A 24090-nucleotide genomic window follows, 5' to 3' on the forward strand; every position below is an offset into this window, starting at 1 on the left:
CGATCGGGCAAAGGCGCCGTCAAGCGAGGGTGCGGGCGGCGTCGTGGATCGCCGCGCGAATGCGCTGGTAGGTGCCGCACCGGCAGACGTTGCCGTCCATGGCCCCGTCGATGTCGGCATCGGTGGGCTTGGGGGTCGACGAGAGCAGGCCGATGGCCGACATGATCTGGCCGGACTGGCAATAACCGCACTGGACCACGTCGAGGCCGCGCCAGGCCGTGCGGACCGCCTCGGCCACGCGCCCTGAAACCCCCTCGATGGTCGTGACGGCGGCGGTGCCGACGTCGCCGACCTTGGTTTGGCAGGCGCGCACGGGTTGCCCGTCGAGGTGGACGGTGCACGCACCGCATTGGGCGATGCCGCAGCCGTACTTGGTGCCGGTCTTGTCGAGGTGATCGCGCAGGACCCAGAGCAGTGGCGTCTGCGGATCGGCGTCGATCTGGTGCGCCACGCCATTGACGGTGAGTGTCAGCATCCCGCGTCTCCGGACTTGTTCGAGTCGCTCAAGGTCGACGGTACCGAGGCTAGTCCCGGCCAACCCGTTCTCATGTGCGCCCGCGCACATGATTCGGGGGGGCGTCCCGCCTCCGTCGCCCTGTGCATCCCGTCCCGATTGCGGACAATCGACGGGATCTCCCTCAGCCGTTCTTAACACATCCCGCGCAGGTTCGAGCCTCGGTCGGGCGGCAGACGTGGTTTCCCGCCCGCGACATCGATCACTTCAAATTTCAAGACGGTGATGACCGATCTGACGGCGGAGATGGTGCAACGCGGGCGTGGGCCCTCCGTCGAGGAGGTCGTTCGGCGACGCGAGATCGCGCGCGACATCCGCTCGGCCCGGGAGCGCCTCACCTCCACGAGCGGTCTCGAACGAGCGTTCGATTACGAACTCATCCGGATCTACGCGCAGTACCGGGCCGGCGCAGGCCTGCCGCAGGCGCTGCTCGCCACCGCGGTGGCGGGGGCTTCGGCGTTCTGGGTGCCGCTGAGCTTCTCCCTGTGCTGGGCGATCTGCCTGGTGGCGTCGGTGGCGCTGACCATGTGGCTGACCCGGCGCTTCCTGGCCGCCGACCCGGAGACGGTCTCGGTGGACCGCTGGCGGCGCGCGTTCGTGGTGTCCGAGGCGGTCCAGAGCGTGTCCTGGGGCCTGATGGTCCTGGTCGGGTCGAGCGAGGCGCAGACCTTCGTCCTGTTCGGCCTCGTCATCGTGGCGGCGGTGGCGACGATGCTGGCGGCGACCCTGCCGGCGGCGGCCGTCGCGGCCCTGGTCCCGCTGATGCTGGCGGCGCTGGGTCTCCTGACGATCTCCCACGACATGGACACGATCATCCTCGTCACGATGGCGCTGGGCTCGCAGGTGTTCTTCCTGGTGGTCGGGCGCCGGGTCTACGTCTCCACCGTCGAGGCCCTGCAGTCCCAGGCCGAGAAGGACGCGATCTTCGGCGAACTCGAGCACGCCAAGGCCAATTCCGACGAGGCGCGGCGCCGGGCCGAGGAGGCCAACCTCGCCAAGTCGCGCTTCCTGGCCACCATGAGCCATGAGTTGCGCACGCCGCTCAACGCCATCCTCGGCTTCTCGGAGGTGATGAAGAACGAGGTGTTCGGCCCGCACGTGGCGCCGTCCTACGGCGAATACGCCAAGGACATCCACGAGAGCGGGCTCCATCTCCTCAACCTGATCAACGAGATCCTCGACCTCTCGCGCATCGAGGCGGGCCGCTACGAGCTCAACGAGGAAGCGACGGAACTCGCCCAGGCGGTGGAAGAATCGCGCCACATGGTCGGGCTGCGGGCGCGCAGCAAGGGCCAGACCTTCCGCGAGTTCATCGACGGTACGCTGCCGCGCCTGTGGGCCGACGAGCGGGCCCTGCGCCAGATCGTGCTCAACCTGCTCTCCAACGCCGTGAAGTTCACGCCGCCGGGCGGCGAGATCACGATCAAGGTCGGCTGGACGGGGTCCGGAGGCCAATACGTCAGCGTGAAGGATACCGGCCCGGGCATTCCGGAGGACGAGATCGGTACCGTGATGTCGTCCTTCGGCCGCGGTTCCCTCGCGATCAAGACCGCCGAACAGGGCTCCGGCCTCGGCTTGCCCATCGTCAAGGGCCTCGTGGACCTCCACGGTGGCACCTTCCAGCTGTCCTCGCGCCCGCGCGAGGGCACCGAGGTGGTGGTGACCTTCCCCGCGAGCCGGGTCATGGAAACCCTGCCGGCCGTGGACCTGGAGGTCGACGGCCTCGTGCCCGAGGCGAGGATGGACGGGGCTCGGCGGTCGGCGGCCTGACCGAACGCCTCCGGCGCGGTTGCCGGCCCTTCGCCGACGATACGCCGGTCCTTCCACGCGGCTCACGCACCGGCGGATTTCCTTTGCCGGCGCCGACGCAGCGTACGAGCTCGCCTTCCGTCGGCCGTTCAGGGGTTAGGCCTTGCCGCCGCGACTTTCGCCGGGCGGGAACCACCTGGCGCGAACCGCAGCACGAGCGCGCCCAGCGCCATGCAGACGAGGGAGCCGGCCAGCACGCCGATCTTGGTCTCGGCCTCGAGTTCCGGCGAGTCGGCGAAGGCCAGGAGGCCGATGAACAGGCTCATGGTGAAGCCGATCCCGCACAACAGCGCCACGCCGTAGACCTGTAGCCAGCTGGCATGCGCGGGCCGTTGCGCCCAACCGAGCCTGACGACGACCAGGACGAACCCGAACACGCCGACCTGCTTGCCGAGGAACAAGCCGAGGGCGACGCCCAGCGTCACCGGGTCGAGCATCATCTTGCCGGTGACTCCCGCCAGCGACACGCCGGCATTGGCAAAGCCGAAGATCGGCAGGATCAGGAACGACGACCACGGGTGCAGGATGTGTTCGAGCTTGTGCAGCGGCGATGTCGGATCGTCGGGCTTGCCGATGCTGAGGCGAAGGGGGATCGTCATCGCCAGGAGCACGCCCGCGATCGTCGCGTGGATCCCGGATTTGAGCACGAAGACCCAGAGCACCACCCCGACCACGAGGTAGGGCGTCAGTCGGCTGACCCCGGCCTTGTTCAGGCCGAACAGGACGGCGAAGGCGACCGCAGCCCCGCCGAGCATCGGCAGGGACAGTTCGGCGGTGTAGAACGCCGCGATGATCAGCACCGCGCCGAGGTCGTCGATGATCGCCAATGCCGTGAGAAAAATCTTGAGCGAGACCGGCACGCGCGAGCCGAGCAGGGCCAGGACGCCGAGGGCGAAGGCGATGTCCGTGGCCGCCGGGATCGCCCAGCCCCGCAGGGTTTCCGGCGAGTGCCAGTTGACGGCGAGATAGACGAGGCCCGGGGCGACCATGCCGCCCAGTGCCGCCACCCCCGGCAGGACGCGATCGGGCCAGGTGCGCAGGCGCCCGTCCAGCACCTCCCGCTTGATCTCGAGGCCGACCAGCAGGAAGAACACCGCCATCAGGGCATCGTTGACCCAGTGGAGCACGCTCAAGGGCCCGAGATAGGCCTTCAGCGTGGCGAAATAGGCGGGCGCCAGCGCGGAGTTGGCGACGATCAGGGCCAGGGCGGCGCTCGCCATGAGGACGAGGCCGCCGCTCGCTTCGTTGTGCAGCATCGCCCGCAGGGCTGAGAACGGGCGGCGAATGGGGCTTGGCGCGTGCATGTGTCAGCCCTGTCAGCGTTTCATGCGAGGTTCAACGGGCCCGGGTGAGATTCGGCGCTCCACTGCGACGGTCGCATCGCGATCACGAACGGGGTGCGACGCGAATTCCGAGACCGTCGGTGGGCGGCCCCTCGCATCGAGCCGGCACTTGGTTTGCCGGGACTCGGTTTCGTGTCGGGTGGATGACATTCGTCTCGCTTTCTGGAAAACGCGACGCCTCCGGCCGCCGGTTTCATCACGACAGACGTTCCTGGGGGCGCGGGCCATCCCACTGCGGGCGCCGGGCGACCACACACACCTGTCGGGACCTCATGACCTGGTACGCCACGCGCTTGAAGGAACTCTACGAGGGCGACACCGACCGGGCGCATCGCTTCCGCTACGGCCTGCTCGTCTTCGACGTGGCCACGATCCTGTTCGTCATCGTGTCGTCGTTCATGCCGCGCACGGGCTGGATCGCGGTGCTCGACATCGTGCTCGGATTGATCGTCCTGCTCGATTTCGTGGCTCGCCTCGTCGTCAGCCCGCGGCCCAGCCGCGAGTTCCTGCGCGTCACCACCTGGGCCGATCTGGCCGCGATCGCGTCGTTCCTGCTTCCGCTCCTGGGCGAAAGCGCCGGCTTCCTGCGCATCCTGCGCACGCTCCGGCTCCTGCGCACCTACGAACTGCTCGACCGCCTCCGGAAGGACAGCGCGCTGTTCCGCCGCCACGAGGACGCGATCCTGGCCGGCACCAACCTCGTGGTGTTCGTGTTCGTGATGACCGGTGTGATCTACGTCACCCAGCACGGCAGCAACCCCGCCATCGCCACCCCCGTCGACGCACTCTATTTCACGGTGACGTCGCTCTCGACCACGGGTTACGGCGACATCACCTTGCCGGGTACGACCGGCCGGCTGATCTCGGTCTTCGTGATGATCTGCGGCGTGACGCTGTTCTTCCGCCTCGCGCAGGTTCTCTTCCGCCCCTACAAGGTGCGCTTTCCCTGCCCGACCTGCGGCCTCCAGCGCCACGAACCCGACGCGGTCCACTGCAAGGCCTGCGGCGTCACCCTGAACATCCCCGACGAGGGCGATAGCTAGACAGGCGAACGGAGGGGCCGCCGTTGCAGGCGGCCCCTCCGCGGGATCGGTTCGGGCTCAGGCGGCGAGCAGCAGGTGAGCCGATTGATAGACGGTGACGATCAGGCCCGCCGCACAGACGGCGGCCATGACGTAGGTGAAGGTCTTCAACAGCATCCGTTCGTTCCGAGGGGCCGGATCAGCAGCGGTTGCCGCCCGAGGTCTGGCCGTACTGCTGGACGGGGAAGTTCTGCTGGTTGGCATTGCCTTCGGCGGCCGAACTCATCGGACAGCCGAAATACGCCGGCGGGCGACGGACGTCATTGATCGAGTCCGTGGTCTCCACATCGTAGGGCGAGAAGGTCGTGTAGCGAGAGGGTCTCTCGAAAGCCATCGCGGACGAGATCGGAGCAACGCCAAGGACAAGGGCGGTGGCAATAGCGGCGATACGGGTCTTCATAATGGCTTGCTAGCTCCTTGACAGTACGAACCAACTGTTTGGTCCGCTTCTCACTGTGTAAGCCAGATATGGGGTGCCGATCTCATCCATGACGTGCGCGCAGGCACATGAGCGGCCGGATTAAAACCGTCGGCTGCACCCGGTCTCGTGCCGTCCCAGCCGGGGGGAGCCTAAAACGGTTCGTCGCCCGGCGTTTCTCCAGGGCAAGCGTCTCTCCGGGGCAAGCCTCGCTTCAAAGCAGGTCTCGACGAGCCGCCTGTCGGCGACCGTCCGGTTCGCCGCGGTCGCGAAAGACCCGCCCCGGTCGATGCGGTCAGGCCGGACCCGCGACCCCCGCCTGCGCGAACGTCGCCATGTCGCGGTGGCAGGCCAGGGCGCCCTTGAGCACGCCGATCGCCATCGCGGCGCCTGAGCCTTCGCCGAGGCGCATTCCGAGGGCCAGCAGCGGCACCAGTCCCAGCCGGTCGAGCACGTCGGCATGGGCACCCTCCGCCGAGACGTGGCCGGAGAGGCAATGGTCCAGGGCCGCCGGGTCGATGGCGTGGAGCACCGCCGCCGCCGCGGTGGCGACGTAACCGTCGAGGACCACCGGCACCCGCTGCAGGCGGGCGGCGAGAATGGCGCCGGCCATGGCGGCGATCTCGCGGCCGCCCAGGCGCGCCAGGACCTCCAAAGGATCGTCGAGGTGGCCGGCGTGGTGGGCGAGCGCGTCGGCCACGGCCTGCGTCTTGCGGGTCAGCCCGGCCTGGTCGACCCCCGTGCCGCGGCCGACCCAATGGGCCGGCTCGCCGCCGTAGAGGGCCGCGTAGATCGCCGCGGCGATGGTGGTGTTGCCGATGCCCATCTCGCCGAGCCCCAGGCAATCGGTGCCGGCGGCCACCGCCTCCATGCCGAAGGCCATGGTCGCCACGCAGTCCTTCTCGGAGAAGGCGGGGCCGGCGCAGATGTCGCCGGTGGGCAGGTCGATGGCCAGATCGAACACCTTGAAGCCGAGGCCGTAGGCGGCGCAGATCTGGTTGATGGCTCCGCCGCCGGCGGCGAACGTGTCGAGCATCTGCCGGTTCACCTCCGGCGGGAACGCCGAGACGCCGCGGGCGACGACCCCGTGGCTGCCGGCGAAGACGCAGACCAGCGGCCGGTCCAGGCTCGGCCGGCCCTTGCCCTGCCAGGCGGCGAGCCATTCCACCAGGCGTTCCAGGCGACCGAGGGCGCCGGCGGGCTTGGTCAGCATCGCGTCGCGCTCGCGCACCATGGCGAGGGCGTCGCCGTCCGGGCCGGGCATCGTGGCGATCAGGCAGCGGATGTCCGCGAACGGGCCTTCTTCGGACGGTGTCTCGACGGTCATGGCGACATCCCTCGCGCGGGTCGGGCCGGGATGGCGGCGCGCTGTCGCTCCGCTATAGCTTTCGCAGGTGCGAGGGTGAAGGCGGGCCGACCATGGCGCAGGATGCGCGCGACATCGCGGACCCCGGCTTTCCCGGGGCTCGGGCCGCCTACGACCTCGCCGCGTGCCTGCGCTTCTACAGCCGGCTGCCGGTGCCGCGCCTGCCCGGCGAGGGCGACCCGCACGGCGTGCCCGATTTCCGCACCGCGCCGCGGATGCTGCCGCTGGCCGGCCTCGTCCTGGCACTCCCCTCGGGGCTCGTGCTGCTCGGCGCCTGGGCGCTCGGGCTCGGGCCGTTCCTGGCCGCGACCCTGGCGGTGGCGGCCGGCGTCCTCGTCACCGGCGCCCTGCACGAGGACGGGCTCGCGGACGTCGCCGACGGGTTCGGCGGCGGGGCCACCCGCGAGCGCCGTCTCGAGATCATGCGCGACAGCCGCATCGGCGCCTACGGCGGCGTCGCCCTGATGCTGTCGCTGGCCCTGCGCATCGGGGCGCTCGCGACCCTCCTCGACCGGATCGATGCCGTCGCCGCGGTGGCGCTGGTCCTGGCCGCGGCGCTGTCGCGCACGGCGGCGCTGTATCCCCTGGTGGCGCTCGATCCGGCCCGGCCGGGGGGCGCCGGCGCCGCGGTGGGACGCCCGAGCCGCCGGACTTTCGGCATCGCCGTGGTGCTCGGCCTGGGTCTCGCGGGTCTGAGCCTGCCGTTCGGTCTCCCGGTCGCCGCTCTCGCCCTGATGGTCGGCGGCTGCGCCCTCGCCGCCTGGGGCGTCGCCGGCCTCGCGCGGCGCAGCATCGGCGGCCAGACCGGCGACGTGGTCGGGGCCTGTCAGCAGCTCGCCGAGATCGCGGCCCTCCTCGGTCTCCTTGTCGCGACCCCCGCCTGAGGCCATGCCCTCGACTTGATCCCGGCCGCGCGGCCCGGCATGGAACGGGTCATGATCAGCCTCGTCCAGAAAGCCTCCAGCCCCTGCACCAAGCTCTGCGTCCTCGACGATGGGCTGGGGCTTTGCGAGGGCTGCGGCCGCACCCGCGACGAGATCGCCCTGTGGGGGGGGATGCCGGAGGCCAGGCGCCGGGCGATCATGGCGACCCTGCCCGAGCGCCTGAGAGCCGCCCAGCGCCGCAAGGTGGCACGATGATCTACCTCGCCATCGGGGTGCTCGGCATCGTGCTCGTGGCCCTCGTCCTGAATCACGGCGAGGGGCGGATCATCGGCCTCGAGCCGGAGCAGCTCGCGGGGCTGGCCGGCAGCGGCGCGCTGCTCGCGATGATCGCGGCCGGGTTCTGGGGCGAGTTCCGCAGCCGCATGGGCGAGAACCTGCGGGCCTTGGCGATCTGGGGCCTCCTCGGCCTCGCCTGCGTCGGCGCCTACGCCTATCGCGACGAGGCGCGCGAGGTCGGCAACCGCATCGTGGGCGAGCTGCGCCCCGGCAGCGCCACCACCGGGCCGGGCGGCAGCGTCACCATCGCCCGGCGGGCGGGCGGCGACTTCCAGGTGAGGGCGGCGGTGAACGGGCGGGTGCAGACCTTCGTCTTCGACACCGGCGCCAGCGCCGTGGTGTTGACCGCCGAGAACGCCGCCGCCCTCTCGCTGACGCCCAAGGAGTCGGAGTTCAGCGTGCGGATCTCCACCGCCAACGGCACCACGGTGGCCGCGCCGGCCTACCTCGACAGCCTCGCGGTGGGCGACATCACCCTGAGGCGGGTCTCGGCGCTGATCAGCCGTCCGGGTGCCCTGTCCGACAATCTCCTCGGCATGAGCTTTCTCAGCCGCCTCGGCTCCTACGAGGTCCGCGGCGACCGGCTGACCCTTCGCGCGCCCTGACCGTTCAGGCGGCGCGGGTCGCCTCGGGCCATTCGCGCGAGACCATCGCGACCGCGTCGCGCAGGTCCCGGAGGCCGGCGTCGGACTGCGTGCCCACGGTGGAGAGGTGGCGGCGATAGGCGCGCGCGCCCGGCCGCCCGTTGAACAGGCCCAGCATGTGCCGGGTGATCGTGTGGAGGCGGACCCCCTCGGCCAGGGCGTCGGCGATCGTCGGCGCGAAGGCCTCGACCGCCGCGAAGGCGTCGGCCACCGGCGCCGCCTCGCCGAACAGCATCGGGTCCACCTCGAGGAGGATCGCCGGGTCGCCGTAGGCCGCCCGGCCGATCATCACCCCGTCGACCGCGCTCAGATGGCCGAGCGCGTCGGGAATCGTGGCGATGCCGCCGTTGACGGCGATCGGCAGGGTCGGCCGCGCCCGCTTCAGGGCGGCGACGCGCGGGTAGTCGAGGGGTGGCACGTCGCGGTTCTCCTTGGGCGAGAGGCCCTGGAGCCAGGCCTTGCGGGCATGGACGACGAGGGCGTCGACGCCCGCCGCGACCACCGCCTCGGCGAGGGCGTCGAGGGCCTCCTCGCCCTGGTCGTCGACCCCGATGCGGCACTTGACCGTCACCGGGACGCGGACGGCCGCCTTCATCGCCGCGACGCAATCGCCGACCAGCCCCGGCTCGCGCATCAGGCAGGCACCGAAGCGACCGTCCTGGACACGGTCGGACGGGCAGCCGACGTTGAGGTTGACCTCGTCGTAGCCGTAGTCCGCCGCGATGCGGGCGGCTCTCGCCAGGTCGGCCGGGTCCGAGCCGCCGAGCTGCACCGCCACCGGATGCTCGGCCGGGGAAAAGGCGAGTAACCGGTCGCGCGGCCCATGGAGCACGGCGCCGGTGGTGACCATCTCGCTGTAGAGCCGCGCCCGCCGCGACAGGACGCGGTGGAACGACCGGCAGTGACGGTCCGTCCAATCCATCATCGGTGCAATGGATAACCGGTATGGACTGAAATCGTTGTTTTTTTTAACTGCGTTAGTCACTTACCGTCGTTTCCATGCTGTACCGTTTGCGGCTGTTTTGGTCGGTTTTCACCCGTTTCGCTGCGACCGGTACAGCAGTGCTGTAGCCCGACGCCGCATGCTGTGCCGGCATAGCGTGGGGACGATCGCTGGGAGAAGGCAGACAAACGGAACGACCGGATACCATGCGCAGGTGATCGCCAAAAGGGACGGGCAGATCAATCAGGGCCTGCACGACTGCTTCACGTTCAGGCCCGAGATCCAGATGGCAACGCGGACCAAAAGAGGTCGCGGCGAAACCCGAGAGCTCGAAGGCCGCCTCCTCGAGATACGCATTGCTGAGGATCGCCACCAGGAAAACCGCAAGATGGTGAAGGCGATCCAGGGTCTAACTCATCGCGCAAGAGATAATCTCTACGCAGGATGACCGCGTTCGCCTACCATCCCCGTCCCGCCATAGCCCTGCCCGGCACGCAATGCTCGGCTAAGGTGTAACTGGCAATTGCATCACAGCCGATTGACGATGCATGCCTGCGCTGGAATAACCGCTCCCATTGCGAATTGGAGGCGGCATGTCAGAAGTGATCACGTTCGAATTTTTGGGCCAATGGTTCAAGATATTTCCTCCGGCAGTACATGACGCTGTTGCAGGTCAGGTATCGGACGGCTCATTTGAACGTCCAATGCCTGCTGTATTCACCAGTTTGGCTCGCGCTGCGGGCAAAAGCGTCTTCTATGATATTGGTGCAAATAACGGGATTTATACGCTGCTTGCGTGCGCGGCAAACCCTGATCTTACTGCGCAAGCTTTCGAGCCTTATCCGCCAGTGATCGACATCTTGCAGAAAACGATTGCGGCAAATGATTTTCGAGACCGGATTTTTCTGCATCGCGTAGCGTTATCCGACGCTAATGGAAGGGCCCCGTTGTATGTTCCTGATGCGGGCCACGGCTTGATGGAAACCAGCTGTTCGTTGAATTCAGAGTTCCAAAACTTTGCTGGATCAGTGTCGGTATCAACGCGGCGCCTTGATGACATGCGGTTGCCCGCCCCATCCCTCATTAAGTTGGATGTTGAGGGTCACGAACCTGCGGTGCTGGCGGGCGCGCGGCGTACTATACGGGAGGCAAAGCCAATCCTGTTCATCGAAGTGCTGCACGCGGCCGATACAGTTTTGATCAACGAGATCGCCGACCAAGACGGCTTCCGCCGCTATCGGTTGCATCGGGATGGGATGGCGATGCGAGAGGAAGTCGTCGCTTTCGACTTGGGGGCCTGGAATCACGTGCTTGTCCCGGAGGCAAAAGTCGAGATGTTCGAAGCGGCCGTAACGGCTGCCGACGTGCTTCTGCGATAGGCAAAGAAGACATTAAATACTTGAGCCCGGCTGTCCTCACGGACGCGCCGGGTTTCTCGTTTTATAAACATAACTCATCGGCAACACCCCTGCGAGGGCCTGAGCAATCTTCACTGCCCTGTCGCGATTAACTTTGCATTATAGCAGGCCGTACCGCTCAACTGTTGAGTGAACGGCGGGGATCGCGAGTGTTGCGGAAGTGTTCGACGCGCACTCAGGAAACCGATTTGCACACCCGCTGCCCGCGCCAAGCTTGCTCGCAAGACTCTTCCGTACACAACGTTGTTGAGCGACGCCGAGTGTGCGTTTCTCGCGCAGCTTATGTCTGTACTGCAGCCAGGCTCACCGTAGCGTTATCTGTCGCTCAAGGCTCCAACTGCGAAGGTCCTGAGCGGCGTCCCTACCCGTGTCCGGCTGTAAGTGCTGCCCGATATTGCTGGTGTTCGATGCTCCTCTTGAAAGTATCGATTGCCGTGATTTGACGCATCTTCAGTGCCTCGCGACTAGCGGGGTCTGTCGACTTGCGGAGCGAAACAAAAAATTCAAACTCGTCAGGTTCTGTGTTCAAGAAGTTAGTAATCTCAAAATCAAAACGCTCAAGCAATACTGCCTGTCGAATGAGACTCAAAAATGATTGCGGGGTGTATATCCAGCAGTGACTATCAAAATATTGCCCTTCTTGAGCGATCTGTTTGGCCTGAGTCTCGGCGATCCAAAGTGCGAACTCGCCATTGTAGGGGGCGAGACCCTTGGGATCGATCTGGTTCTTCCAGATGTCGCCGGGCTCGATTTTCGCGATGTGGACGCAATGGTCGACCATCTGGCGAATGCTCGGCTTCGAATACCCGAGCAGATCGGCCTCGATCAACTGCCCGATGGTGCTCACCGGGCAGTTGACGTCGAAGGTGTACCGCTTGTCGGGGATGGCGAGGTTAAAGGTACCCCCCGCGCGCAGGACCTCATGGATGCCGCGAAACCATCCCAAGGTGTTCGGTACGTGTTCTATGACGTGGCTGGCGATCGCGAAGTCGTATCGGTTCCCGTTTCCGACGATGTCTGCCAACGAACCGTTTCCGCTCCAGACGTGATGAACGTCAACGATACCGGCAACCCGGTCCGGTAGGGCGGCATGTTGTTTGCGCAGATTGGCGGCGTCCGTATAGTCGACATATTCGCAGATGCCGAATTCAGGAGCAATAATCGGGTTGTTGAGTGCTCCGATTTCCACGCCCATGTGAATGGCCGGATCGACCCCGAAAGTCAGTCTTCTGTTTCGCTCCGATACCGGAGACCAAACATTCTTCGTTTCCATATCGAAATCTCGTTCCTAGGCCGTCGAGAAGGCAAAATGAACCAGGCCGTCTTTTCGCAGGTCCGTTCGGTCCAAGCCAAGCGGTCAGGGTTTGTACCTCAATGAGCCCATGGTAGCGCGCTTTATTCCTCCAGGAGATGCATTTTTCGGATGGGTTGCAGACGACGGCTCAGTGGTCGTGCTTGCAGTCCGGGCCATGGACGTGGCCGCGGTCGTGAGCCGCGTGGTCGTGCCCGTGATCCTGGTGGCCGTCACCGGCGTGGGCCTGGTGATCGTGCGCGTGATGATCGTGGCCGCATTGGCTGTGGTCGTGCGCGGCGCGCTCGGGCTTGAAGGCGCGCGAGACGGCCTGCGCGGTGCAGCCCTGGCCGCGGACGAGCTCGGCCACCGCCGCGTCGGCCGGGACGTAGAGCACGTCGGGCCCGATTTCGGCGGCCACGTGGTTGCCGCCGAGCTGCCAGGCCAGGCGCATGAGGCGGGCCGGGTTCTCGGCCCGCACCGCGATCAGCGGTTCGGCCGCCGCGCGCACCGCCACCAGGCGGCCGTCGTCGAGGCGCAGGGCGTCCCCGTCCTCCAGCCCCGTGGTCGCGGTGAGGGCGAGGGTGAGGCCCAGGCCCCCCTGCCCGGTGATCTCGCCCGTCGTCGCCTGCCGGGCGGCGTGGTCGAGGATCACGGTGTCGACCACGGTCTCCGGGCGGACGGCCGGCTTGCGGACGATGGTGGTGGCGCGCAGCATGATGTCCTCGGTGACGGGCCCCGGACCTGTGGGGATCGGGCCTCTCTAAAGGGTTTTCCATGCGAACGGAAAGCATGGGCGGAACCGAATGCCGCCAGGGTGCATTCATGAGCCTGTACGGCTAAGCTCATCCCAGCGCGGTGATCCGCCGGATCGTCGAGCCTGACCCATCACGGCGCAAAGCCGGACCCGATTCACTGCACAAGGGACCTCCGCCATCATGAAGAAGCTCATCGCCACGGCCCTCGCGGGCGCCCTCGCCCTCTCGCTCGGCGCCTGCAACACTCCCGAGGACCGCGCCCTCGGCGGCGCCGGCCTCGGCGCCCTGGCGGGAGCCGCCATCGGCGGAGCCGCCACCGGCCGCGCCGGCGGCGCCCTGGCCGGTGCCGCCATCGGCGGAGCCGGCGGTGCCATCGTCGGCGCCGCCAGCGCGCCGCGCTGCCCCTACGGCACCTACCGCGACGCCTACGGCGACGTGTACTGCCGCTGAGTCCATCGCGCCGATCGGCCGGTCTTCACGGCCGGCGAAGGAGGGGCTGGAACCGACGGTTCCGGCCCCTTCTCGCATCTGCGCTATCGCTTTTGCGCCTGCGTGCTCCGGTGTATGGCTTGCGCCCGATGCCGTGTTCCCGCGCCGAGACGATGACCGTCGATTTCCCTCCCGTCCACACCGACCGGCCCCTGCGATGAGCGACGGAATCTGGGGCAAGCTCGGCGGCGCCGGCCTCGGGCTCGCCATCGGCGGGCCGCTCGGGGGGCTCGTCGGCCTCGCGGCCGGGCACTTCCTGGTGGACCGCGAGGGCGCGATCTTCGGCACGACGCCGCGCGACGTGGTCTTCACCACCGGTCTGGTGGCCCTCGCCGCCAAGATGGCGAAATCCGACGGGGTCGTGACCGAGTCCGAGGTCGAGGCCTTCGACAAGGTGGTGGCGGTGGACGCCGATGCCCGCCCCGGCGTGGCGCGGCTGTTCGACCTCGCCAAGGGCACGACCAGCGGCTTCGAGGCCTATGCCCGGCAGATGGCCTCGGTCTTCCACGATGAGCCGCAGATGCTCGAGGACGTGCTCGACGGCCTGTTCCACATCGCCAAGGCCGATGGGGCGATCCACGAGGCGGAGGAACGCTACCTGCGCGCCGTCGCCGAGATCTTCGGCTACGACGAGCACGCCTTCCGGCGGATCGCGGCGCGGCACATGCGCCTGTCGGACGATCCCTACCTCGTGCTCGGTTTGGAAGCGGACGCCGAGGACGGCGCGATCAAGGCGGCCTACCGCGCCCTGGTGATCGAGAACCATCCCGACCGGGCCATCGCCCGCGGCCTGCCGGCGGAGGCGGTGGCCATCACCACCCGGCGGCTCGCGGCCATCAACGCCGCCTACGACCGCATCGCGACCGAGCGGGGCCTGCGGTGAAGGCGACCCCGGAAAGCGCCGTCGCCACCAGCGTGGTGCCCTCGCCCAACCACGGCGAGCGCATCGGCGGGCCGCCGAACCTCCTGATCCTGCACTACACCGGCATGGATTCGGCCGCCGCCGCCATCCAGCGCCTCGCCAACCCGCTCTCCGAGGTCTCCGCCCACTACGTGGTGCTGGAGGACGGTAGGGCGATGCAGATGGTCCCGGAAGGCCGCCGCGCCTGGCACGCCGGCCGTTCGGCCTGGGCGGGCGAGCGCGACGTGAACTCGCGCTCGCTCGGCGTCGAGATCGTCAATCCCGGCCACGACGGCGGCCTGCCGCCCTACCCGGACGTCCAGATCGCGGCCGTGATCGCACTGTGCCGGGACCTCGTCTCGCGCTGGCCGATCCGTCCGGCCGGCGTGCTCGCCCATTCCGATATCGCGCCCGAGCGCAAGGAAGACCCCGGCGAGCGCTTTCCCTGGGACCGCCTCGCCAGGGAGGGCGTCGGGCACCATGTGCCGCCGGCCCCGATCCGCGACGGGCGCTTCTTCGCGCAGGGCGACGCCGGCCAGCCGATCGAGGCGCTCCAGGCGATGTTCGCCCTCTACGGATACGACCTTGCGGTGACCGGCACCTTCGACGCGCGGACCCTGGCGGTGGTGACGGCCTTCCAGCGCCATTTCCGCCAGGAGCGGGTCGACGGCATCGCCGATTCCTCGACCATCACCACCCTGCGCGACCTCATCGCCGCCAGAGACAGGCCCCCACCGCCATCGCCGTGACGTGACGATCGGTCCCCCTCGCCTGCGACGCCGTTACCGGCGGGCAGGCGGGTGTCGGACCGCGATGCGGACCCTCAGCGAGCCCGCGCCGACGAGGCGACCTCGTCTCCGTCCTGCGCGCCGCCCCTCGTCCGCCACAGGCTGTAGACGATGCCGCCGGTCAGCAGCGTCACGGTGACGAGCAGCGACACCCACGGCGGCAGGTGGACGAGGTCGAAGGTATCCGCCACCACGATCTTGAGGCCGATGAAGATCAGGATGAAGGCGAGCGCCGTCTTGAGGTAGGCGAAGCGGTCCACCATCGCGGCGAGCGCGAAATAGAGCGCGCGCAGCCCCAGGATCGCGAAGATGTTCGAGGTGTAGACCACGAAGGTGTCGGTGGTGATCGCGAAGATCGCCGGCACGCTGTCCACCGCGAAGATCACGTCGGCGAGGTTGACGAGGACGAGGCCGAGCGCCAGCGGCGTCAGCCAGCGCACCATCTTGCCGGTCTCGGGATCGGGCTTCTTCACGACGAATTGCTGGCCGTGCAACTCGGGGGTGATCCGGAAGAAGCGCCGCAGCACCTTGACGGCGCGGTTGTCGTTGATGTCGACGGCCTCGGTCTCCTCCTTCGAGACGAGCATCTTCACGCCCACGAAGATCAGGAAGGCCGCGAACACCGTGAGGATCCAGGCCGCCTGGTGCACCAGGGCGGCGCCGAGCCCGATCATCAGCCCGCGCATCACGAGGGCGCCGAGGATGCCCCAGACGAGGACGCGGTGCTGGGCCGCCCGCGGGATGCCGAGCGAGGTCAGGATCACCGCGATGACGAAGACGTTGTCCATGGACAGCGACTTCTCGACGACGAGGCCGGTCACGTATTCCTGTGCCGTCTGCCCGCCAAAATACCACCAGACCCATCCGCCGAAGGCGAGCCCGAGGCCGAAGTAGAAGGCCGTGAGCAGCAGGCTCTCACGCACCTCGATGACGTGGTTCTTGTCCTTGTGGAGAACGCCGAGGTCGAAGGCGAGCAGCGTGACCACGACCGCGTGGAAGCCGAGCCACATCCAGATCGGCTTGCCGAGCCATTCGACGAAGAGAAATTCGGGCATGCGCAGGCACCATCGATGCTTTTCAAGGGAGAGGAAAGCATCGGCTCCGACATCACGGAGGCATGAAAACGCGCTCCGCCAGAGGGGCCCGCAGCCGATGTCGCGGACTTGGGAAGGCCTGTCGGCGGAATCAAGGGTGTCCGGGAGCCTTGCGGTTCTCCGGGAGCCTTGCGGTTCTCCTTGACAGGACGGGTGCCGATGCGGCTCCGCATGGGCATGCAAGACGTGCCGCCGACCGATATCGCCGTCATCGGGGCCGGCCCCGCCGGTCTCTTCGCCGCCGAGGTGCTGGCTGGGGCCGGCCACCCCGTGACGGTCTACGACCGGATGCCGTCGGTGGGCCGCAAGTTCCTGATCGCCGGGCGCGGCGGCCTCAACCTCACCCATTCCGAGCCGCTGACGGATTTCCTCGCCCGCTACCGGCCGGCACCGGCCGGCCTCGTCCGGGCGGTCGAGGGTTTCCCAGCCGACGCGCTGCGGGCCTGGTGCCACGACCTCGGCCAGCCGACCTTCGTCGGTTCGAGCGGCCGGGTGTTCCCCGAGAGCTTCAAGGCCTCGCCGCTGCTGCGGGCCTGGCTCGCCCGCCTCAACGGCCTCGGGGTGCGGATCCGGGCCCGCCATCGCTTCGTCGGCTGGTCCGACGCCGGCGGTGCCGCCTTCGAGACCCCCGACGGACCGGTGACGCGGCATTCGGGGCCGGTACTGCTGGCGCTGGGCGGCGCGAGCTGGCCTCGCCTCGGCTCGGACGGCGCCTGGGTCCGGCTCCTCGAAGGCCACGGCGTGCCCGTCTCACCCCTGAAGCCGGCCAACGTCGGTTTCACGGTGGCATGGTCCGAGCACCTGCGTAGCCGCTTCGCCGGCGAGCCCCTGAAGCGCATCGCCCTGCGCTTTGGCGACACCACCGTGCGCGGCGAGGCGGTGGTGACCGCCGACGGCATCGAGGGCGGGGCGGTCTACGCGCTCTCGCGCCCGATCCGGGAGGCGATCGCCGCGCGCGGCGAGGCCGTGATCCACCTCGACCTACGGCCGGACCTCGCCCATCGGACCTTGGTCGAACGGCTCGGCGCCGCGAAATCCGGGCAGTCCCGGTCCACCACCCTGCGCAAGGCCGCGGGCCTGAGCCCTGTGGCGACGGCGCTCGTCTACGAGGCCGCCGGCCGCACGCTGCCCGACGACCCGGTGCCGCTCGCCGCCCTCGTCAAGGCGGTGCCCGTCCGCCTGCGCGCCCCGCAACCGATCGAGAAGGCGATCTCCACCGCCGGGGGCGTCGCCTTCGCCGGCCTCGACGACCGGTTCATGCTCACCGCCCGGCCCGGCACCTTCGTGGCCGGCGAAATGCTGGATTGGGAGGCGCCCACCGGTGGCTACCTGCTCCAGGCCGCCTTCGCCACCGGGCGCGCCGCGGCCCAAGGGCTTCTCGCCTGGCTCGGCGAAGAGGCGGTCAGGCCCCCGTCATAGGCGTGCGCAGATCCCGATCATGCCCTGGCTGTCGGCGGGACAGGCGGCGCTCGGCGCCCCGCCGCTCTGCATGAAGGTCGGGCTGCGCGCCTTGAGGCAATAGGCCGAAACCAGGACCTCCGCGGTCTCGCAGGTTATCTCGCAGCCGCCCACCGGGCAGCTCTCGAGCCTCAGGAGCCGGAACGCGCTCGCCGATGGGACCGGTGTGGCCACGACGGCGGCCGCACCCGCCTGCCCCGCCGCACCGTCGGCCCCGGCCGTCCCCGCCACGCCCTGCGGCCCGGCGGGCCCCTGCGGACCGGGCTCGCCCCGTTCGCCCTTGGGACCGGGCGGTCCTTGCGGTCCGGCCTCGCCCTTCGCGCCGGGCTCGCCGCCAGGACCCGGATCGCCCTTCGGACCCGGATCGCCCTTCGGACCCGTTTCACCTTTGACGCCGGCTTCCCCGTTCGCCCCCGGAGCACCGGCCACACCCGCGACCCCCTGCGGTCCCGATGAGCCGCAATTGGCCACCACCGCCTCGCGCTCGTCCTCGCCCGCCTTCAGCGTGGCGACGCAGTTGGGCGGCAGATAGGGCAGCCGGAACGAGAAGCGCCCGCGCTTGTCGGCGATCACCGAGATGTCGTCGTCGAGCACCACGACGAGACCGCCCTTGCGCAGGCTCCCCGAGATCCGCAGGTCGCCAGCCTCGATGCGTGCCTCGTAGATCGTGATCGGCTGGCTCGGCTCAGGCGGTCGCTTGGCCCGCGGCTTCGACGCTTTCGGCGCCGACCGCGCACCCGGTGTCCCCGCAGACGGGCCGTCGGACGGCTCCGCGGGAGCCGCCGTCTCGCCGGGCAGGACCTGGATCGCCAGCTGCGCGGCGGCCGGCACCGATGCGACCGGTCCCGCCAGCACCATGGCCGCCAGGAGGAAAGCGACGCCGTCGAGACGCATGGATCTGTTTCCGGCCACCGCCGCGTCCCGGCGCGGCAGGCGGACATTGGCGTCGGGCATCCGGAACGGTCAAGCCTCGTGATCGCCCGATCTAACGGTGGCCGGCGTCCCTGTCCCGATCGTCAGGCCACCTCGAACGACGTCCACAACCCGGTGTCGAAGCGCTCCAGCACCGCCGCGCTGATCAGCCAGCGCCCGGGATTGTCGGCGAGGAAGGCGATGCGGGCGGTGCGGCCTTCCGGCAGCTGGAACGTGTCGAGCCAATAGGGCTCCCAGCCGTCGTCGAGGTTGTGCAGCAGGCGGAAGGCGTGGCCGTGCAGGTGCAGGCCCTGCGTGAAGGCCGTCTCGTTCTTGATGGCCAGGACCACCACCTGACCGCGCTTGACGGTGAACAGCGGCGGCTGGCCCGCTGCGCCGCTGACGCCGTTCATCGCCCAGATCCGGGCCGGATCGCCGGAATAGCTCGGCTCGACCTCGGGCTTGGCCTTGTCGATCCTGGCGCCGCCGGTGATCGCGATGTCGCGCCGCACCGCGTTCTGCAGCTTCACCTCGGCCGGTAGCAGGGTGTTGACGCCCACCGGTCCGATCGGAGAGCGGTTTCCGGCGACCGGCTCGCCCCTGGTGGTGATGCTGGCGAGCGCCAGGCCTTCCCCGATCAGCGCCGTGATCGCGCCGCTGACAGCCGAACTCGGGAGGTCGACCAGCAGGTCGTAGCGGGTCCCGGGGCCGAACGGCAGCGTCGCGCGCAGGGGCTCGAAGGTGTCGGTGGGCTGGCCGTCGACGGCCACGACGTAGACCTTGAGCCCGTCGAAGCGGATGCGGGTCGCACGGGCGTTGCAGGCGTTGGCCAGCCGCAGGCGCAGCCGAGCATTGGGCGGCGCCTCGATCGCCTCGGGCGTCGGGCGGCCGTTGACGGTGACGAGGTTGCCCAGGCGCCCGGAGGCGGCGGCGAAGGGCGTCTGGCCGAAGGCCAGCAGGGCGGCCTGGTCGTCGAGCCGCCAGTCCTGCATCAGCAGGGGGATGTCGCGGTCGACCGGGGGCAGGACCTTCTCCTCGACGATCAGCATTCCGGCGAGGCCCCGCCCCGACGGCTCGCTCGATCCGCCGACCACGAGGGGCCGCATCAGGAAGGTGCCGGCGTCGGGGGGCGTGAAGGCGTAGGTGAAGTCAGCGCCCGGTGCGATCGGCGGCTGCGTCACCCCGCCGACGCCGTCCATGGCGTTGCGGTTGCGCACGCCGTGCCAATGGAGCGAGAGCGGCTTGTTGGTCCGGTTCTCGACCTTCAGGCGCACGGGCTCGCCATGCCGCGTCCTCACCACCGGCGGTGCCGCCTTGCCGTCGAAGGCCCACAGGGCGGTCTCGGGTGCCGGTTCCGGCTTGAGACGGGCCTTGAGGGCGCCGGGTACGAGGTTGCGCGGCTCGGGTGCAGGCGTCGCGGGCTGCGCGCCGCCCACCGAGGGAAACACGGCCAGCCCCGCTCCCAGGGCGCCGGCCCCGAGCACCGCGCGCCGCGAGGGACCGCACGGGGCGGCGACGGTGGACGGGCCGGGTCGATTCTCTGGCATGGGTCCTCGCGGCCTCGTCTGCGATGCGGCTGGCTTGTAGACGGCGTCGGCGCGATCCGCCAAACGGCCGGCGCACGGGGCCCTGGGGCCTGCAAGTTTTTTGCTGCGGGCCGGATCGTGCGTGCTATAGAGCCGCGCTCTGGCGGCGGGATGCGCGCCGGGCGTGGACGCTTGCGGGCGTGGCGGAACTGGTAGACGCGCTGGATTTAGGTTCCAGTGACGATGAGTCGTGGGGGTTCGAGCCCCTCCGCCCGCACCAGCCCCGCCGTCGGGAACGGAATGGCTCATAGCGATGGCCGGCCCGGCCTGCCGTAACTGTCGTACCACCGGCCCGTGCGTTTCTCGCTGTCGTCGGCCGCCGCGACCCGTGTTCGGGGGCGAGGCCGGGCGAGACCCATTCGCGTGATCACACGGACGACAGCGGAAAGACGACCATGCAGGTGACCGAGACACTGTCCCAGGGCTTGAAGCGCGAGTTTCAGGTTCTCTTCGCGGCCCACGAGCTCGAGGATCGCCTGAACAGCGAGTTGTCCACGCTCAAGGACAAGGCCCAGATCAAGGGCTTCCGCCCCGGCAAGGTGCCCGTGGCGCACCTGCGCAAGCTCTACGGGCGCTCGGTGATGGCCGACGTGCTGCAGAACGCGGTCAACGAGGCCAACCAGCGGATCGTCACCGACAACAACCTCAAGCTGGCGCTGGAGCCCAAGATCGAGTTCCCCGGCGAGCAGTCGGTGGTGGAGCGAGCCCTCGACGCCAAGGGCGACATCGCCTTCAACGTGGCGCTGGAAGTGCTGCCGAGCTTCGAGCTCGCCGACCTCTCCGACGTCAGCCTGAAGAAGCTCGTGGTCACGCCTTCCGAGGCCGAGGTCGACGAGGCGATCGGCCGCATGGCGAGCCAGGGCCGGCCGTTCAGCCCGAAAGCCGAGGGTGAGGCCGCCGCCACCGGCGACCGCGTCACCATCGACTTCGTCGGCCGCATCGACGGCACCCCCTTCGAGGGCGGCACCGGCGAGGGCGTCGATCTCGAGCTCGGCTCCGGCCAGTTCATCCCCGGCTTCGAGGACCAGCTCGTGGGCGCCACCGTCGGCGAGGCGCGGCTCGTGAAGGCTTCGTTCCCGGCCGAGTACGCCGCCGAGCACCTGGCCGGGAAGGACGCCGAGTTCGACGTCACCGTCACCGCCATCCAGGCGCCCGGCGAGGTCACCCTCGACGACGCGTTCGCCAAGGGCTTCGGCATGGATTCCCTCGAGAAGCTCCGCGAGGCGATCTCCGCCGCCATCGGCAGCGACTTCGAGGCGCAGTCCCGGCGCAAGCTGAAGAAGGAGCTCCTCGACGCGCTGGACGGCAAGTACAGCTTCGACCTGCCGCCGAGCCTCGTCCACCAGGAGTTCGCCGCCGTCTGGGCCCAGGTCGAGCAGGATCTCAAGACCCGCGGTAAGACCTTCGAGGACGAGGGCACCACCGAGGAGAAGGCGACCGCGGAATACCGCCGCATCGCCGAGCGCCGCGTCCGTCTCGGCTTGGTGCTTGCGCAGGTCGGCGAGACGGCCGATATCAAGGTGACGGACGAGGAGGTGAACCAGGCCCTGATCGCGCGCATCCGGCAATACCCGGGGCAGGAGCAGCAGGTCTGGGACTTCTATCGGAAGAACGCACAGGCGCTCGCCGAGCTTCGCGCGCCGCTGTTCGAGGAGAAGGTCGTCGACCATGTCCTCGCCCAGGTCCAACTCGTCGAGGAGCCCGTCTCGAAGGAGACGCTGTTCGCCGACGAGGACGAGGACAAGGCGGACGGCAAGGCCGAGCCCGCCCCGGCCTCCGACAAGGCCGACTGAGCCCGACGCTCTCCTCCGAAGGGGCTGCGGGCGGATTTTTTAACTGAGGCGCCCATAACGGTCGCCGTTGTTCGCTGCACGTCCGGTCCGCGAGTGGGTTCGCGGCCGGATTCCCCTGGGAGCCTGGGCACGATGATGAGAGATCCGGTCGACTATTATAACAGCGCGCTCGTGCCCATGGTGGTGGAGCAGTCGAGCCGCGGCGAGCGGGCGTTCGACATCTACTCGCGGCTCCTGCGCGAGCGGATCATCTTCCTCACCGGCCCGGTGGAAGATTACGGCGCATCGCTCATCGTCGCCCAGTTGCTGTTCCTCGAGGCCGAGAACCCCAAGAAGGAGATCTCCTTCTACATCAACTCGCCCGGCGGCGTGGTGACCTCGGGCCTCTCGATCTACGACACGATGCAGTTCATCCGCTGCCCGGTGACGACGCTGTGCGTCGGCCAGGCCGCCTCCATGGGCTCGCTCCTGCTCACCGCCGGCGCCCCCGGGCACCGCTTCGCCCTGCCCAACGCCCGGATCATGGTCCACCAGCCTTCCGGCGGCTTCCAGGGCCAGGCCACCGACATCCTGATTCACGCCCGCGAGATCGAGGCGCTCAAGAAGCGCCTGAACGAGATCTATGTGAAGCACACCGGGCGCGACTACGACACCATCGTGACGGCGCTGGAGCGCGACAACTTCATGACCGCCGACGCGGCCAAGGAGTTCGGCCTCATCGACGAGGTCATCCAGAAGCGTCCCGAGCCGGCCGCCGCCTGACGCCGGGCGTAATCCTTTGCCGCGACGGGAACGGGCGGGTCCGCCTTGATCCTGCCGCGGCAGCGTGCTTGCATCTCCTCGCCGGGACGTTCTCGTCAGAAGCGCGCAGGTGACTGTTTCTTTAGGCGGATGCCATTACATCTGAGCGAACCGTGCGTGCCGGAGGCTGGCCGCATGTCCGCACATCGGAGACCGATATGAGCAAGACTGGCGGCAACGACTCGAAGAGCACGCTGTACTGCTCGTTTTGCGGCAAGAGCCAGCACGAGGTCCGCAAGCTGATCGCGGGCCCGACGGTGTTCATCTGCGACGAGTGTGTCGAACTGTGCATGGACATCATTCGCGAGGAGTCGAAGTCCTCTCTCGTGAAGTCGCGCGACGGCGTGCCGACGCCCAAGGAGATCCGCCGCGTCCTCGACGACTACGTCATCGGCCAGGATTTCGCCAAGAAGGTGCTCTCGGTCGCGGTGCACAACCACTACAAGCGCCTCGCCCACGCCTCGAAGCACAACGACGTCGAGCTGGCCAAGTCCAACATCATGCTGATCGGGCCCACCGGCTCCGGCAAGACGCTGCTCGCCCAGACGCTCGCCCGCATCCTCGACGTGCCCTTCACGATGGCGGACGCGACGACGCTGACCGAGGCCGGCTACGTCGGTGAGGACGTCGAGAACATCATCCTGAAGCTGCTCCAGGCGTCCGACTACAACGTCGAGCGGGCGCAGCGCGGCATCGTCTACATCGACGAGATCGACAAGATCAGCCGCAAGTCAGACAACCCCTCGATCACCCGCGACGTGTCCGGCGAGGGCGTGCAGCAGGCCCTCCTGAAGATCATGGAGGGCACCGTCGCCTCCGTGCCTCCGCAGGGCGGCCGCAAGCACCCGCAGCAGGAGTTCCTGCAGGTCGACACCACCAACATCCTCTTCATCTGCGGCGGCGCCTTCGCCGGGCTGGAGCGCATCATCTCGGCGCGCGGCAAGGGCACCTCGATCGGCTTCGGCGCGACCGTGCAGGCCCCTGACGACCGCCGGACCGGCGAGATCTTCCGGAATGTCGAGCCCGAGGACCTGCTGAAGTTCGGCCTGATCCCCGAGTTCGTGGGTCGTCTGCCGGTGCTGGCGACGCTGGAGGACCTCGACGAGGTCGCCCTCAAGCGCATCCTGCAGGAGCCCAAGAACGCGCTCGTGAAGCAGTACCAGCGCCTGTTCGAGATGGAGAACGTCGACCTGACCTTCCAGGACGAGGCCCTCTCCATGGTCGCCCGCAAGGCGATCGAGCGGAAGACCGGTGCGCGCGGCCTGCGCTCGATCCTGGAGACCATTCTGCTCGAGACGATGTATGACCTGCCCGGCCTCGATTCCGTGGAGCAGGTGGTGATCGGCCCCGAGGTGGTGGAGGGCAAGTCTCGCCCGCTCTACATCCACGGTGACCGCAACAAGGACGTGCCCGCCAGCGTCAGCGCCTGAGGGCGATCCCGAGCCGGCCCCCTTGTCGCATG

Annotated in this window: 24 protein-coding genes and 1 tRNA gene; 14 read left to right on the forward strand and 11 right to left on the reverse strand. The window is 68.6% G+C overall.

The genetic code is table 11. The features are described 5' to 3' along the window. Positions 1-19: 19 nt before the first annotated feature. On the reverse strand, positions 20-475 hold the full coding sequence (locus ASG40_RS12015) for a (2Fe-2S)-binding protein (RefSeq protein WP_055885748.1): 456 nt from the start codon (positions 473-475) through the stop codon (positions 20-22). A gap of 264 nt (positions 476-739) precedes the next feature. On the opposite strand from ASG40_RS12015, the gene ASG40_RS12020 reads away from it, so the two are divergent. Beyond that, entirely contained in the window at positions 740-2284 is a 1545-nt protein-coding gene (locus ASG40_RS12020; protein WP_055885751.1) for a sensor histidine kinase, read from the forward strand. A gap of 128 nt (positions 2285-2412) precedes the next feature. Here the strand turns inward: ASG40_RS12020 and nhaA are convergent, their stop codons facing one another. Continuing rightward, positions 2413-3627 (reverse strand): Na+/H+ antiporter NhaA, encoded by a 1215-nt coding sequence (gene nhaA, locus ASG40_RS12025; RefSeq protein ID WP_055885753.1) that lies wholly within the window; start codon positions 3625-3627, stop codon positions 2413-2415. 311 nt (positions 3628-3938) lie between these two features. On the opposite strand from nhaA, the gene ASG40_RS12030 reads away from it, so the two are divergent. After that, the gene (locus tag ASG40_RS12030) at positions 3939-4709 is read left to right on the forward strand and encodes a potassium channel family protein (RefSeq protein WP_055885756.1); all 771 of its coding nucleotides are present in this window, start codon (positions 3939-3941) and stop codon (positions 4707-4709) included. 178 nt (positions 4710-4887) lie between these two features. Here the strand turns inward: ASG40_RS12030 and ASG40_RS12035 are convergent, their stop codons facing one another. Continuing rightward, positions 4888-5148 (reverse strand): hypothetical protein, encoded by a 261-nt coding sequence (locus ASG40_RS12035; RefSeq protein ID WP_055885759.1) that lies wholly within the window; start codon positions 5146-5148, stop codon positions 4888-4890. Positions 5149-5461: 313 nt separating this feature from the next. After that, entirely contained in the window at positions 5462-6493 is a 1032-nt protein-coding gene (gene cobT, locus ASG40_RS12040) for a nicotinate-nucleotide--dimethylbenzimidazole phosphoribosyltransferase (RefSeq protein ID WP_055885761.1), read from the reverse strand. 92 nt (positions 6494-6585) lie between these two features. Between cobT and cobS the strand changes: the two genes are divergently transcribed. Genes cobS through ASG40_RS12055 form a run of 3 tightly spaced genes read left to right on the forward strand, consistent with a single transcriptional unit; the run spans position 6586 to position 8357 of the window. After that, complete coding sequence (gene cobS, locus ASG40_RS12045) at positions 6586-7416, forward strand: adenosylcobinamide-GDP ribazoletransferase (RefSeq protein WP_055885764.1); 831 nt, start codon at positions 6586-6588, stop codon at positions 7414-7416. 51 nt (positions 7417-7467) lie between these two features. After that, entirely contained in the window at positions 7468-7671 is a 204-nt protein-coding gene (locus tag ASG40_RS12050) for a DUF1289 domain-containing protein (protein WP_082494548.1), read from the forward strand. Further along, the gene (locus ASG40_RS12055; protein WP_055885770.1) at positions 7668-8357 is read left to right on the forward strand and encodes a retropepsin-like aspartic protease family protein; all 690 of its coding nucleotides are present in this window, start codon (positions 7668-7670) and stop codon (positions 8355-8357) included. Before ASG40_RS12050 ends, ASG40_RS12055 begins: the two co-directional genes overlap by 4 nt. 4 nt (positions 8358-8361) lie before the next feature. Here the strand turns inward: ASG40_RS12055 and dusA are convergent, their stop codons facing one another. Together dusA and ASG40_RS21225 are read right to left on the reverse strand one after the other, a co-directional pair. After that, positions 8362-9381 (reverse strand): tRNA dihydrouridine(20/20a) synthase DusA, encoded by a 1020-nt coding sequence (gene dusA / locus ASG40_RS12060; RefSeq protein WP_082524035.1) that lies wholly within the window; start codon positions 9379-9381, stop codon positions 8362-8364. Next, complete coding sequence (locus ASG40_RS21225) at positions 9374-9712, reverse strand: hypothetical protein (protein WP_156387690.1); 339 nt, start codon at positions 9710-9712, stop codon at positions 9374-9376. The genes dusA and ASG40_RS21225 overlap by 8 nt, the downstream gene beginning before the upstream one ends. Before the next feature lie 220 nt (positions 9713-9932). Between ASG40_RS21225 and ASG40_RS20630 the strand changes: the two genes are divergently transcribed. After that, positions 9933-10718, forward strand: a complete 786-nt coding sequence (locus tag ASG40_RS20630) for an FkbM family methyltransferase (RefSeq protein WP_082524036.1) — start codon at positions 9933-9935, stop codon at positions 10716-10718. Between the two features lie 400 nt (positions 10719-11118). Here the strand turns inward: ASG40_RS20630 and ASG40_RS12070 are convergent, their stop codons facing one another. Both ASG40_RS12070 and ASG40_RS12075 read right to left on the reverse strand, forming a co-directional pair. Continuing rightward, positions 11119-12030, reverse strand: coding sequence for a class I SAM-dependent methyltransferase (locus tag ASG40_RS12070; protein ID WP_156387691.1), 912 nt, complete (start codon positions 12028-12030; stop codon positions 11119-11121). 169 nt (positions 12031-12199) lie between these two features. Next, a complete protein-coding gene (locus ASG40_RS12075) occupies positions 12200-12766 on the reverse strand; it encodes an urease accessory protein UreE (RefSeq protein WP_055885781.1) in 567 nt (188 codons plus the stop codon). Positions 12767-12986: 220 nt separating this feature from the next. On the opposite strand from ASG40_RS12075, the gene ASG40_RS12080 reads away from it, so the two are divergent. From ASG40_RS12080 to ASG40_RS12090, 3 genes are all read left to right on the forward strand, one after another. Beyond that, complete coding sequence (locus ASG40_RS12080; protein ID WP_055885784.1) at positions 12987-13256, forward strand: hypothetical protein; 270 nt, start codon at positions 12987-12989, stop codon at positions 13254-13256. A gap of 196 nt (positions 13257-13452) precedes the next feature. Then, complete coding sequence (locus ASG40_RS12085) at positions 13453-14178, forward strand: J domain-containing protein (RefSeq protein WP_055885786.1); 726 nt, start codon at positions 13453-13455, stop codon at positions 14176-14178. Beyond that, positions 14175-14945, forward strand: a complete 771-nt coding sequence (locus ASG40_RS12090; RefSeq protein WP_055885789.1) for an N-acetylmuramoyl-L-alanine amidase — start codon at positions 14175-14177, stop codon at positions 14943-14945. The genes ASG40_RS12085 and ASG40_RS12090 overlap by 4 nt, the downstream gene beginning before the upstream one ends. Positions 14946-15019: 74 nt before the next feature. Here the strand turns inward: ASG40_RS12090 and ASG40_RS12095 are convergent, their stop codons facing one another. Next, positions 15020-16039, reverse strand: a complete 1020-nt coding sequence (locus ASG40_RS12095; protein WP_055885792.1) for a TerC family protein — start codon at positions 16037-16039, stop codon at positions 15020-15022. Positions 16040-16255: 216 nt separating this feature from the next. On the opposite strand from ASG40_RS12095, the gene ASG40_RS12100 reads away from it, so the two are divergent. Then, the gene (locus ASG40_RS12100) at positions 16256-17497 is read left to right on the forward strand and encodes a TIGR03862 family flavoprotein (protein ID WP_055886395.1); all 1242 of its coding nucleotides are present in this window, start codon (positions 16256-16258) and stop codon (positions 17495-17497) included. Here the strand turns inward: ASG40_RS12100 and ASG40_RS22415 are convergent. Continuing rightward, positions 17492-18490, reverse strand: coding sequence for a collagen-like protein (locus ASG40_RS22415; protein WP_274533831.1), 999 nt, complete (start codon positions 18488-18490; stop codon positions 17492-17494). The two genes, ASG40_RS12100 and ASG40_RS22415, sit on opposite strands and share 6 nt — an antisense overlap. A gap of 62 nt (positions 18491-18552) precedes the next feature. Next, positions 18553-19995 (reverse strand): multicopper oxidase family protein, encoded by a 1443-nt coding sequence (locus tag ASG40_RS12110; protein ID WP_055885795.1) that lies wholly within the window; start codon positions 19993-19995, stop codon positions 18553-18555. Between the two features lie 173 nt (positions 19996-20168). On the opposite strand from ASG40_RS12110, the gene ASG40_RS12115 reads away from it, so the two are divergent. The 4 genes from ASG40_RS12115 to clpX all read left to right on the forward strand — a co-directional run bounded on the left by ASG40_RS12115 (position 20169) and on the right by clpX (position 24058). Continuing rightward, a tRNA-Leu gene (locus ASG40_RS12115) sits at positions 20169-20254 on the forward strand. Between the two features lie 175 nt (positions 20255-20429). After that, entirely contained in the window at positions 20430-21827 is a 1398-nt protein-coding gene (gene tig, locus ASG40_RS12120; RefSeq protein ID WP_055885798.1) for a trigger factor, read from the forward strand. Positions 21828-21962: 135 nt separating this feature from the next. Further along, a complete protein-coding gene (locus ASG40_RS12125) occupies positions 21963-22589 on the forward strand; it encodes an ATP-dependent Clp protease proteolytic subunit (RefSeq protein WP_055885801.1) in 627 nt (208 codons plus the stop codon). Positions 22590-22786: 197 nt separating this feature from the next. Continuing rightward, positions 22787-24058 carry an ATP-dependent Clp protease ATP-binding subunit ClpX gene (gene clpX, locus ASG40_RS12130; protein WP_055885803.1) on the forward strand — a complete coding sequence of 424 codons (1272 nt, stop codon included), beginning with the start codon at positions 22787-22789 and terminating at the stop codon, positions 24056-24058. Positions 24059-24090: the final 32 nt, after the last annotated feature.

Origin of the sequence: Methylobacterium sp. Leaf399, assembly GCF_001424525.1 — a bacterium.
Lineage (GTDB): Bacteria > Pseudomonadota > Alphaproteobacteria > Rhizobiales > Beijerinckiaceae > Methylobacterium.

What these genes read in the sequence shown, in the direction of transcription:
- ASG40_RS12015 (WP_055885748.1), bottom strand. Translation starts at nt 475, where the DNA reads ATGCTGACACTCACCGTCAATGGCGTGGCGCACCAGATCGACGCCGAT.
- ASG40_RS12020 (WP_055885751.1), top strand. Translation starts at nt 740, where the DNA reads ATGACCGATCTGACGGCGGAGATGGTGCAACGCGGGCGTGGGCCCTCC.
- nhaA (WP_055885753.1), bottom strand. Translation starts at nt 3,627, where the DNA reads ATGCACGCGCCAAGCCCCATTCGCCGCCCGTTCTCAGCCCTGCGGGCG.
- ASG40_RS12030 (WP_055885756.1), top strand. Translation starts at nt 3,939, where the DNA reads ATGACCTGGTACGCCACGCGCTTGAAGGAACTCTACGAGGGCGACACC.
- ASG40_RS12035 (WP_055885759.1), bottom strand. Translation starts at nt 5,148, where the DNA reads ATGAAGACCCGTATCGCCGCTATTGCCACCGCCCTTGTCCTTGGCGTT.
- cobT (WP_055885761.1), bottom strand. Translation starts at nt 6,493, where the DNA reads ATGACCGTCGAGACACCGTCCGAAGAAGGCCCGTTCGCGGACATCCGC.
- cobS (WP_055885764.1), top strand. Translation starts at nt 6,586, where the DNA reads ATGGCGCAGGATGCGCGCGACATCGCGGACCCCGGCTTTCCCGGGGCT.
- ASG40_RS12050 (WP_082494548.1), top strand. Translation starts at nt 7,468, where the DNA reads ATGATCAGCCTCGTCCAGAAAGCCTCCAGCCCCTGCACCAAGCTCTGC.
- ASG40_RS12055 (WP_055885770.1), top strand. Translation starts at nt 7,668, where the DNA reads ATGATCTACCTCGCCATCGGGGTGCTCGGCATCGTGCTCGTGGCCCTC.
- ASG40_RS20630 (WP_082524036.1), top strand. Translation starts at nt 9,933, where the DNA reads ATGTCAGAAGTGATCACGTTCGAATTTTTGGGCCAATGGTTCAAGATA.
- ASG40_RS12070 (WP_156387691.1), bottom strand. Translation starts at nt 12,030, where the DNA reads ATGGAAACGAAGAATGTTTGGTCTCCGGTATCGGAGCGAAACAGAAGA.
- ASG40_RS12075 (WP_055885781.1), bottom strand. Translation starts at nt 12,766, where the DNA reads ATGCTGCGCGCCACCACCATCGTCCGCAAGCCGGCCGTCCGCCCGGAG.
- ASG40_RS12080 (WP_055885784.1), top strand. Translation starts at nt 12,987, where the DNA reads ATGAAGAAGCTCATCGCCACGGCCCTCGCGGGCGCCCTCGCCCTCTCG.
- ASG40_RS12085 (WP_055885786.1), top strand. Translation starts at nt 13,453, where the DNA reads ATGAGCGACGGAATCTGGGGCAAGCTCGGCGGCGCCGGCCTCGGGCTC.
- ASG40_RS12095 (WP_055885792.1), bottom strand. Translation starts at nt 16,039, where the DNA reads ATGCCCGAATTTCTCTTCGTCGAATGGCTCGGCAAGCCGATCTGGATG.
- ASG40_RS12100 (WP_055886395.1), top strand. Translation starts at nt 16,256, where the DNA reads ATGCAAGACGTGCCGCCGACCGATATCGCCGTCATCGGGGCCGGCCCC.
- ASG40_RS22415 (WP_274533831.1), bottom strand. Translation starts at nt 18,490, where the DNA reads ATGCCCGACGCCAATGTCCGCCTGCCGCGCCGGGACGCGGCGGTGGCC.
- ASG40_RS12110 (WP_055885795.1), bottom strand. Translation starts at nt 19,995, where the DNA reads ATGCCAGAGAATCGACCCGGCCCGTCCACCGTCGCCGCCCCGTGCGGT.
- tig (WP_055885798.1), top strand. Translation starts at nt 20,430, where the DNA reads ATGCAGGTGACCGAGACACTGTCCCAGGGCTTGAAGCGCGAGTTTCAG.
- ASG40_RS12125 (WP_055885801.1), top strand. Translation starts at nt 21,963, where the DNA reads ATGAGAGATCCGGTCGACTATTATAACAGCGCGCTCGTGCCCATGGTG.
- clpX (WP_055885803.1), top strand. Translation starts at nt 22,787, where the DNA reads ATGAGCAAGACTGGCGGCAACGACTCGAAGAGCACGCTGTACTGCTCG.